Source organism: Thermoproteota archaeon, assembly GCA_030130125.1.
In the GTDB taxonomy this organism is placed as follows: Archaea; Korarchaeota; Korarchaeia; order Korarchaeales; family Korarchaeaceae; genus Korarchaeum.
Map to the genome: position 1 here is coordinate 1 of JARZZM010000008.1, position 8,775 is coordinate 8,775.

Genomic DNA, 8,775 nt, shown 5'->3' on the forward strand with positions numbered 1-8,775 from the left:
CTCAACCTCCTCGCTCATGCGATCACCTGCTGGGCTTCTCCTTCTTACCCTGCAGTATGGCCTGCAGGGATACGCCGTTTACCTTTATCACTTTATATCTGACCCCGGGTATGTCTCCCATGGACCTGCCCCTGGAACCACCGATTCCCTCTATTATCACCTCATCGTGCTCATTGATCACGTTCAACGCGCCATCTCCCGGTGCGAACGCGGTGACTATGACCCCGTTCTTGGCTAACTGAACCTTGACTGCTTTCCTCAGGCCAGAGTGAGGTTGCCTCGCCTCCAGACCCACCTTCTCCAGCACTATGCCCCTAGCCATGGGCGCGCCCTCTAGAGGATCGAACTTCTCCTTCAACCTGTACAGTCTCCTTCTAACCTTCCAGCTATGGAGCCTCTTCTCCTTGTACTTCTCAGCCAGCCCTCGAGCAGCGTACAGTCCCAGCGGAGATTTCTTACCCATGCAACCACCTCACGAGGTAGGGGTAGTCCATGTTGCTATTTTAATGTTGTCTATGTTGTACCACCTCTTGGCCAAGACTCTGGCCCTCTTTATCCTTCTACCGTTCTTTCCTATGGCTATGCTCTTATCTTGCTCTACCACATAGGCGATAGCGACGGTCTCATCACCCTGCTTCACTATCCTGACCTTGGGTACTCTGGCTGGGCTCAGCAGGTTGATCACGAATCCCTCTGGAGTATCGTCGAACTCCACGACCTCGATGGACATGTCTAGGTCCTCCCTCAAGAGGCGCCTCATGGTCTTCAGCTTCCTCCCTCCTCTCCCCACTGCCCTTCCCAGATCGCCCTTTTCCACCACGAAGACCAGCCTATTCTCCTCCTTGTCCTCCACTACATCCTTGGGCCTAACTCCTAGCATGTTATGGAAGAGCTGTATGTAGCGGAACTGTTCAGGCGTTATGATGACCTTCCTGCCTGGAATCCTCCTACACCTCCAAAGATCACTCCACTCCCAAGACCTCCAAGATCTTGGACTCACCCTCCTCCATTACCGCTGCTACTGAAACGAAGAAGGGCTTCTTAAAGGCCCTTCCTAGGTCGATGGACTTGCCGGGGTATTGGTAGATTGGTACTTTGGCCAGCCTGGCTAGGTACTCGACCTCCATCTTTATGTTCGGCGGCGCGTTGCTGGCGACTATCACCAATTTGGGATTCTCACCGGACTTAAGCTGCTTTACTACCCTTCTAGCTCCCAGTATCACATTTCCGGACTTGAGGGCTAGGTAAAGCTCGGGTTCGACTTCGCTGCTCATTCATCATCACCTCTACTGCTACCGGGCGGGCTGAGATCCCACCTGACCGAAACCCTTCCCGTCCCTATTGGCGGGGTCTGTCCCATTATTAAAGCGTCTAGTGGCCCCACTATCGGATTGTCCTCACCGCGTCTAGCAGTATTCAGGATGACGTGGGTGGTCCACTCAAAGGCCATCTTGCTGAGGGGAGTCTTCATCTCGCTGAAGAATCCTGATGCAACTCCAGCAGCCTGCAACCTTATGGCCTCTATGGTACCCGAATAGGTCATCGTATCGGCCACCAGAGAGATGTACCTCCTATCAACTTCCAGACCCTGTTCCTCCAATATACGGGCCAGCTCCTTGAATATGCAGTTCCTAGCAGCCTCTATCCCCAAGACCTTCTCGATCTCCTTACAATCGTTGGTTATCGTCCTGGATACGTCGACGCAGCTCAAGTTGAGCACCTCAGCTAAATTGGATCCAGTGGTCCTTATCACGTACTCCTTCTTACCGTCCACCTCCACGGTCTCCACCCAAGCCCTCTTTATCCCCTTTATACCGGAGACCAGCTTGTCCAGCACCCTGTAAGACCAAGATCTGAGGGTCTGAAGCGGTTTATCCTTCTTAGCTGCCTCGAAGAGCTCTACTATGACCTTATCGCCCTCTAGGGAGACCTCCCCCTTCATGTTCTTGACGGCGCTCCTTATGTAACCCACAAACTTGTCGAGGGTGATGAGGTTCCTCTCTAGAGCCCTCATGTCGGGCTTCAGTATGAGCCTATAGCCGAAGTTGTCTATGGCATACTCCTCTATAAGATCTCTTATCCTCAGCTCCCTGATGCTCCTTATAACCTTCCTTATCTTCACCTCATCGTCTTGGCATTCGGGCTTGAGGTGTATCTCCATGGTGGGAGTGCTCGTGGAGGCATAGAAAACCAGCTCCTTGAACCTCTCCACCCCATGGGTCACATCCATGGCCAGCAGTCCGGGCGCGTGGAAGGTCCTGAGGACCATCTGGGTGGTGGGTTCCGCTATGCTCTGGGCACTGATGAGGCCTATCGGGGTCAGGACCTCTACCTTGGCCCTCTCGAATCCCTCCTTTAGCTCCTCTATTATGGCCTTGAACTCAGACTCCTTTGGTCTCGCCTCGTGTATCTTATCCGCTAGAGCTGTCGGGAGCCCAGCCTCCTTCAGTTCCTCCTCTATCTTACTCTTAGAAACGCCCCTCTTCCTCTTACCCTTCACATGCCTCTCTATTATCCTCTTAATGTTGACGGGCTCGTTTCTGAACAGCTTGGTCGGGTCGTACCCATCACCGCCGAACCTGAATTGGAGGATGTGTCCCAGCGAGTCCCTGACCGTTTCATCGTAGGACACGTAAACGTCCTTGAGGGAGTTAGCAACCCTCCTATAGAAATACCCGCTGTCCTCGGTTCTCCTACCCTTGTCTATGAGGGACTCCCTGCTGGACATGGCGTGGAATATGAACTCCACTGGATTCAATCCCTTTACGTAACTGTTCCTCACGAATCCCCTCGCCTCGGGGCTGAGGTCGCCCCTCTCGAAATAGGAGAGCACCCTGTCCCTATACCCCTTCCTAGGCCTACCGCTGGTCAGCACGAATCCGATCCTCGTCTTGATCTTCTGCTGCCCGACCTGGCCCATTATCTGTGACAGGTTCGCTATTGAGCCCCTAGCTCCGGTCTTGGCCATTATGGCCACATTGGACTTCGGATCGACGTACTTGGCGACGACGTCGCTGACCTTGCTCCAGAAGCTATCTATCGTCTGAACTATATCGAATTCGAGCATCTGCTCCTCTCTCATCAATCTGAGGAGCTCCTCTTTGGTCCTGTAGATGGCCGTCTTCCTGACTATAGGTCTGCTCCTTATCAGCTCCATTACCTCCTCCTTGAGTTGGGAGTAGATACCATCTATCTCCTTGTAGGCCTCCTCAGGCATCATCAACTCCTTGGGGGAGGTGGTTATTCCGTAGAGCATAACCTCCTTGGCGGCTATCTTCAGCAGCTTGTTGAGGAAGTCGGCGGCCATGTCATTACCGTAATCCCTTATGAGAACATCTATTATCGTGAGCTTTCCCTTGACGAGGGTGCCTACGATGTCGTCATCCAAGACGCCGGAAAGGAGCTGGCCCTTCCTTATCAGCACATACCCGTCCCCAGGACAGGAGGGATCCTTACACTCCACTCCCTTGGCTGATTTGGCCACGGACTCGAAGTCCAAATCCCTGGGGAGCAGTACTGATATGAGCTGCTTCCCGGTCCATAGTTCCTTGGGCTTCTTTATGGCCGGTTCTGGAAGCTCCGTTATGCCAGCTCTGGCGAGGATCCTCGTCGCTTCTGACTTATCGAAGAGCGAGTCCTTCTTCGTTATCATGTACAGGACCGTTATGAAGTCCTGTCTCGCTCCTACGATGGAACCTCCAGTCCTCGGGGAGAGCATGTTGTTCTTCACACCCATCAGCTCTTTAGCCTCGATAGCCCCGTCGAGGAGCTGGGGCGCGTGGAGGTTCATTTCATCTCCATCGAAGTCCGCATTGTAGGGAACACAGACGGCGGGATGAAGCCTGAACGTAGCGCCGGGCAGCACCTTCACCCTGTGTCCGAGCATGGAGAGCTTGTGTAGTGACGGCTGCCTGTTGAATATGACGTAGTCTCCGTCCATCAGATGCCTCTCCACCACATCACCGGGCTCCAACTGCTCGGCGACCTCCTTGAGCGCCTCCTTACCTTTCCTCTGAATTATTTTCAGGCTCAATGGAGTGGCTCCACCCTTCCTCACGGTGTTGGCGCCGGGATACTCATCGGGCCCCCTCATGACGAGCTCCTTGAGCTTCTCTATGTTGTTCTCATTGACGTACTCCGGAACGGTGAGGACCATGGCTATCTCCACCGGTACTCCTACCTCGTCTATGTCTATCATCGGATCGGGGGAGATCACGGTCCTGCTGGAGAAGTTGACCCTCTTGCCTATGAGGTTCTTCCTGAGCCTCCCCTCCTTGCCGCTGAGCCTCTGGAATAGGGATTTGAGTGGCCTCCTAGTCCCCTTTTGCGTGGCTACGGGCATGTTAGCGGCAGCGTTATTGAAGAACACACTCACCCAATATTGCAGGAGGTCCCACTCGCTCTCGACCATGCTGCTGGGAGCGCCCAGCCTCTTGGAGTTATGGAGCTTTCTATTTACCTTGAGTATCTCCACCAGAATGTGAGTGAGATCGTCTTCGGACCTCTCACCAGTTTCTAGGTAGATCGAAGGTCTGACCGGGAGAGGAGGTACGAGTAGCACGGTGAGGACGGTCCATTCCGGTCTAGCTCTCTCAGGATTGAATCCTATCAGGAGAGAGTCATCATCACTAACTCTCTCGAGTATATCCCTTATCTCAGTAGGCCATAGCCTCCTAGGCTCCGGTTCCTTGACTATGAACTTGTATACCTCCTCCAGCTCCACCCTCTGCACGTCCGCCCCACAGTGAGGACACTTCTTGTGCTTCTTGGTGTACTTCTTCACCTCCTCCCTGACCTGTCTGACCAGCTCGTCATCTATCTTCTTCTCAGGATTCCTCCCGGCCACTTCCTTGGCCTTGGATATGAAGTAAGATCTTTCCTCCTCGGGGAGCAGGACCTTACCGCACTTATGACAGACGGTGTTCAGGGCATCCTTTATCCTCTTAACGTAGCCTATGTGAACCACGGGCATCGCTAGCTCTATCCTACCGAAGTGCCCGGGACAGTTCTTCGGATAGTTCCCACAGATGGGGCACCTCTTCCTGGGATTTATCGTTCCGAGTCTGGGATCCAGCACCCCTCCCTGTACCGGTAGGCCGCCCTCGTCGTAGGCGGTCGGCTCGGTTATCTCAATGAATCCTATCCTCCGGGCATCAGACGGGGAGATAAGACCGAACACCACCTTCCTGAGGCTGTAGGGAATGGCCTCCTCATCGGCCACCGGTTCCCATATTAGCGCCATGGAATCACCTCCTCTTTCAGACCTCCTCCCTCACATCCAGCCTAACGTCTATGTGACCGCTCATCAGCTCGTCAATGAACAGCTTCGAGGCGTGACTGGTGATCAGCGGCTTCACCTCAACGGATGACTGGCACCTCGGACAGAAGAATTCGTTAGTCCTCTGATTGAAGAACGCCACCGTGCCGCAATTCTTGCAGACGTAGATTATCGTCTTGTCTGACTGCTCAACGTACCTGTCCCTCATTACCGAAGCGGCTCCGTGTGAGATGAGCACCTCTCCCTCCATCTCACCGAGCCTGAGTCCACCACCCCTGGCCCTTCCCTCGACTGGCTGTCTCGTCAGGAGCTGCATCTGTCCCCTGGCCCTGGCGTGTATCTTGTCCCTGACCATGTGCTTGAGCCTCTGGTAGTAGCTGATGCCTATGAATATGGGAGCCCTTATCATCCGACCGGTCCTGCCATCATACATTATCTCCTCACCGCTGTACTCGAATCCAAGCTTCTTCAAGGCCTCCATGAGGTCCTCCACAGGCTCAGACATGAACGGGGTGCCGTCAACGAACCTGCCCTCAAGAGCGCCTACCTTCCCCGCCAGTATCTCGTAGAGCTGGCCTATAGTCATCCTAGAGGGTATGGCGTGCGGATCGAGCACTATGTCAGGCACTATCCCCTCGGAGGTGAAGGGCATATCTTCTTGCCTGTATATCATGCCGAGCACTCCCTTCTGACCGTGCCTTGTGGCGAACTTGTCTCCCAGTTCGGGGGGCCTAGTGTCCCTGACCTTGACTCTGACCAGCTTCTCCCCACCGGTCTTAGTTGCTAGCAGGACATCCGTGACCACACCCTTCTCCCAAGCCCTCATGGCTATGGAGGTGTCCCTCCTCTCGAAGGTGTATTGGTAGCCCCCTCCGATGGACAGCTCCGGTGAGAACCTAGGAGGGCTAGTCTTACCTATGAGGACATCCCCTCCCTCAACGTAGGTCTCGGGATCCACTATACCATCTTCTCCGAGCTTCTGGTAGTATTGCTCTTCCTTCTTTCCAGACACCTTCTTGAGCGGCAGAGGGTTCTCGAACCTATCACCCTCGATTATGGCCTGTCTCCGGGCCTCGGCCTCGTAGGTCCTGAAGAAGACCGCTCTTGCAGCGCCTCTATCTATAGAGCCCTTCGACATGACTAAGGCGTCGTCCATGTTGTACCCGTCCATAGGTATGAGAGCGACGACGAGGTTCTGTCCGGAGGGCCTGTAATCATAACCCGTTATCTCGGATCCCCGGGTCCTTACTATGGGCCTCTGCGGGTAGAACATTAGGAAGGCCCTAGAATCGAACCGGAGCCTCCAGTTGGCGACGTACTCGCCTAAACCCTGTCTGACCATGTTGGCGCCGATTATGTCCCTAGGTATGTTGTTATGCTCCGCGTAGGGTATCTGGGAGGCAGCAACACCGAACATAGCGTAGGGAGCGAAGTCTAGATGGGTGTGCTTCTCGTTCAGCTCCTTGAGGCTGTAAGCAATGACTGCGGACTCCTCCTCGTCCACATCCAGCAACTCCACAACCCCCATCTTCACGAGATCGGAGAAGCTTATGTTGCCAGCCTCCACCTCTGGCAGGAGCTTTATCGCCTCTTCTATCCTATCGACAGGTATGAGGGGCCTCCTCATCCTGCCAGCGTCTGCGTTTATGTAGACGGCATTCTCCTCCCTATTGTAGGTGAAATTTATCTCAGGACTCATCTCAGCCCTCTTCTCCCTGAGAAATGTTACCAGATCCTCTGGCTTGTCGGTGAAAGCTATGAGCCTGCCATCCACATATATGGGAGTTAGCATCCCCACCTCCTTGGGCATGGCCTGGGCCGCGGGTTTGGCGCCCCAGTCCAAGACCATCTCTATAATCGGCTCCGGATCGGCCCCGAAGGTCACGTCGCTGAACACGGCGAGGCTCCTGACCAGCCCCACGTTCGTTCCCTCTGGGGTTTCAAGAGGACACAACCTTCCTATGGAAGTACCGTGGATCTGCCTCGCCTCGTGAAGGGGCAGCCCAGCTGGTAGGGGCGAGTTGACCCTCCTCAAGTGGTGCAGCGTAGCTATGTAGTTGGTCCTCTCCAAGTTCTGGCTGACGCCCAGATCGCCTCCTGGCCAGGCTCCGGTGGCTACTGCTCTCAATATACGTTGAGTGATCATCTTCTGACTCATTAGAATTCTCCTGACGTCCAAGTCATAGACACCGCTGCTGAGCTGCTCATCCGCCTTCTCCTTAAGTCTCCTCACCAGCTGGTAGAACGCGTCTCTGAAGACCTCCTGCATCAAGGTTCCAGCTAGTCTGAGCCTCTTATTGGAGAAGTGATCCTTATCGTCGGGAGAGATCTTACCCCTCACGACCTTAAGCAGCTTCTCTATCATCTTGGCTAGGAAGTAGGCCTTTACTATGTTGTCCTCCTCGCTGTTCCCAATGTGAGGGAGCAGGTTGTTCTTCAGGTACTCCTTCGCGTACCTCACCCTGTCTGCCTTGGGAACTGCTTGCACAAGCCTCCTACCTATGTAGTCCAAGGCCTCCTCCTGAGTGAGCATCCCGACAGTGCCCTCCTCCTCAGCCCGCCTCTGGACATCGTCGAGGCTGTAGAGGAACTCGTTCCTTATCTCCTCGTCGCTAGATATGGCATCAACTATATCCTCATCCCTCTCAAGCCCGAGAGCTTTCAGCAGCATGGCGACGGGAACTCCCCTTATGGCCCCGGTGGAGGCCTTTATCGTCCCGTCCCGAGTGTAGTACTCTAGGTAGAGCCTGGTCCTCAGACCAGCCTTAGCGGACACTATCTGAGCTACATGCGAGTACGGTTTATTCTCCGCCGTGGTCTGCTCGACTATCACCTTATTGGGCGCTAGATCGTCCCTGATGACGAGCACTCTCTCCGATCCGTTTATGATGAAGTATCCTCCGGGATCCCTGGGATCCTCGCCCTTCTCTATCAACCTCTTCTTATCCAGCCCGTGGAGGTAGCAGCCCTTGGACCTGACCATTATGGGTATGTGGCCTATCCTCACCCTCTCACTCTTCAGCTCCATTCCCCCTGAGTACACCTTTATCTCCAGCTCTATTGGAGCGAGGTAATTGGCATTCCTAAGCCTTATCTCGTTTGGCATTGCAGGTAGCGATGAGCCATCGTACTCCTCCACCTCGGGCCTGCCCATGTAGACCCTGCTCAACACCAACTTGTAGTTCTCTACGAGCTCCAACTCCTTGAACGCATCTATGACCTCCTGTATTCCCCTCTCTAGGAACCTGTTGAAGGACTCTATTTGGACATCCGAGAGCTTCCGCTCCCGGAAGTAGGCCCTTACTATAGGGTAGAAATCGATATTCACATCCCCAACATTCACGGTCGACGGCACTGAAACAACCCCCACAACATAATCGTAAAAATCAACTTCTACTAACCACATACCTGTAATAGAAGCCCTCCTCACGATGTATCCGGATCAGATCTCCCTCCTTCGCCCCCAACTTCATCACTATGGGGTCGGTCACAAGTAT

General features: G+C 54.2%; 6 protein-coding genes. All 6 read right to left on the bottom strand.

All coding sequences use genetic code 11. The features are described from left to right. Nucleotides 1-22 precede the first annotated feature (22 nt). Entirely contained in the window at nucleotides 23-463 is a 441-nt protein-coding gene (locus QI197_01520) for a 30S ribosomal protein S12 (GenBank protein ID MDK2372038.1), read from the bottom strand. Nucleotides 464-472: 9 nt separating this feature from the next. After that, a complete protein-coding gene (locus QI197_01525; protein MDK2372039.1) occupies nucleotides 473-1,000 on the bottom strand; it encodes a NusA-like transcription termination signal-binding factor in 528 nt (175 codons plus the stop codon). After that, the gene (locus QI197_01530; GenBank protein MDK2372040.1) at nucleotides 963-1,274 is read right to left on the bottom strand and encodes a 50S ribosomal protein L30e; all 312 of its coding nucleotides are present in this window, start codon (nucleotides 1,272-1,274) and stop codon (nucleotides 963-965) included. The genes QI197_01525 and QI197_01530 overlap by 38 nt, the downstream gene beginning before the upstream one ends. Continuing rightward, entirely contained in the window at nucleotides 1,271-5,242 is a 3,972-nt protein-coding gene (locus tag QI197_01535; protein MDK2372041.1) for a DNA-directed RNA polymerase subunit A', read from the bottom strand. Before QI197_01535 ends, QI197_01530 begins: the two co-directional genes overlap by 4 nt. 16 nt (nucleotides 5,243-5,258) lie before the next feature. Further along, nucleotides 5,259-8,684 carry a DNA-directed RNA polymerase subunit B gene (locus QI197_01540; protein ID MDK2372042.1) on the bottom strand — a complete coding sequence of 1,142 codons (3,426 nt, stop codon included), beginning with the start codon at nucleotides 8,682-8,684 and terminating at the stop codon, nucleotides 5,259-5,261. Further along, the coding region (locus QI197_01545) for a DNA-directed RNA polymerase subunit RpoH/Rpb5 C-terminal domain-containing protein (GenBank protein MDK2372043.1) at nucleotides 8,665-8,775 on the bottom strand (111 nt) is incomplete at its 5' end. The genes QI197_01540 and QI197_01545, both read right to left, overlap by 20 nt.

Bases quoted from the DNA above. Each gene is read 5' to 3' on its own strand.
- QI197_01535 (MDK2372041.1), bottom strand. From the start codon at position 5,242: ATGGCGCTAATATGGGAACCGGTGGCCGATGAGGAGGCCATTCCCTAC.
- QI197_01540 (MDK2372042.1), bottom strand. From the start codon at position 8,684: ATGTGGTTAGTAGAAGTTGATTTTTACGATTATGTTGTGGGGGTTGTT.
- QI197_01530 (MDK2372040.1), bottom strand. From the start codon at position 1,274: ATGAGCAGCGAAGTCGAACCCGAGCTTTACCTAGCCCTCAAGTCCGGA.
- QI197_01520 (MDK2372038.1), bottom strand. From the start codon at position 463: ATGGGTAAGAAATCTCCGCTGGGACTGTACGCTGCTCGAGGGCTGGCT.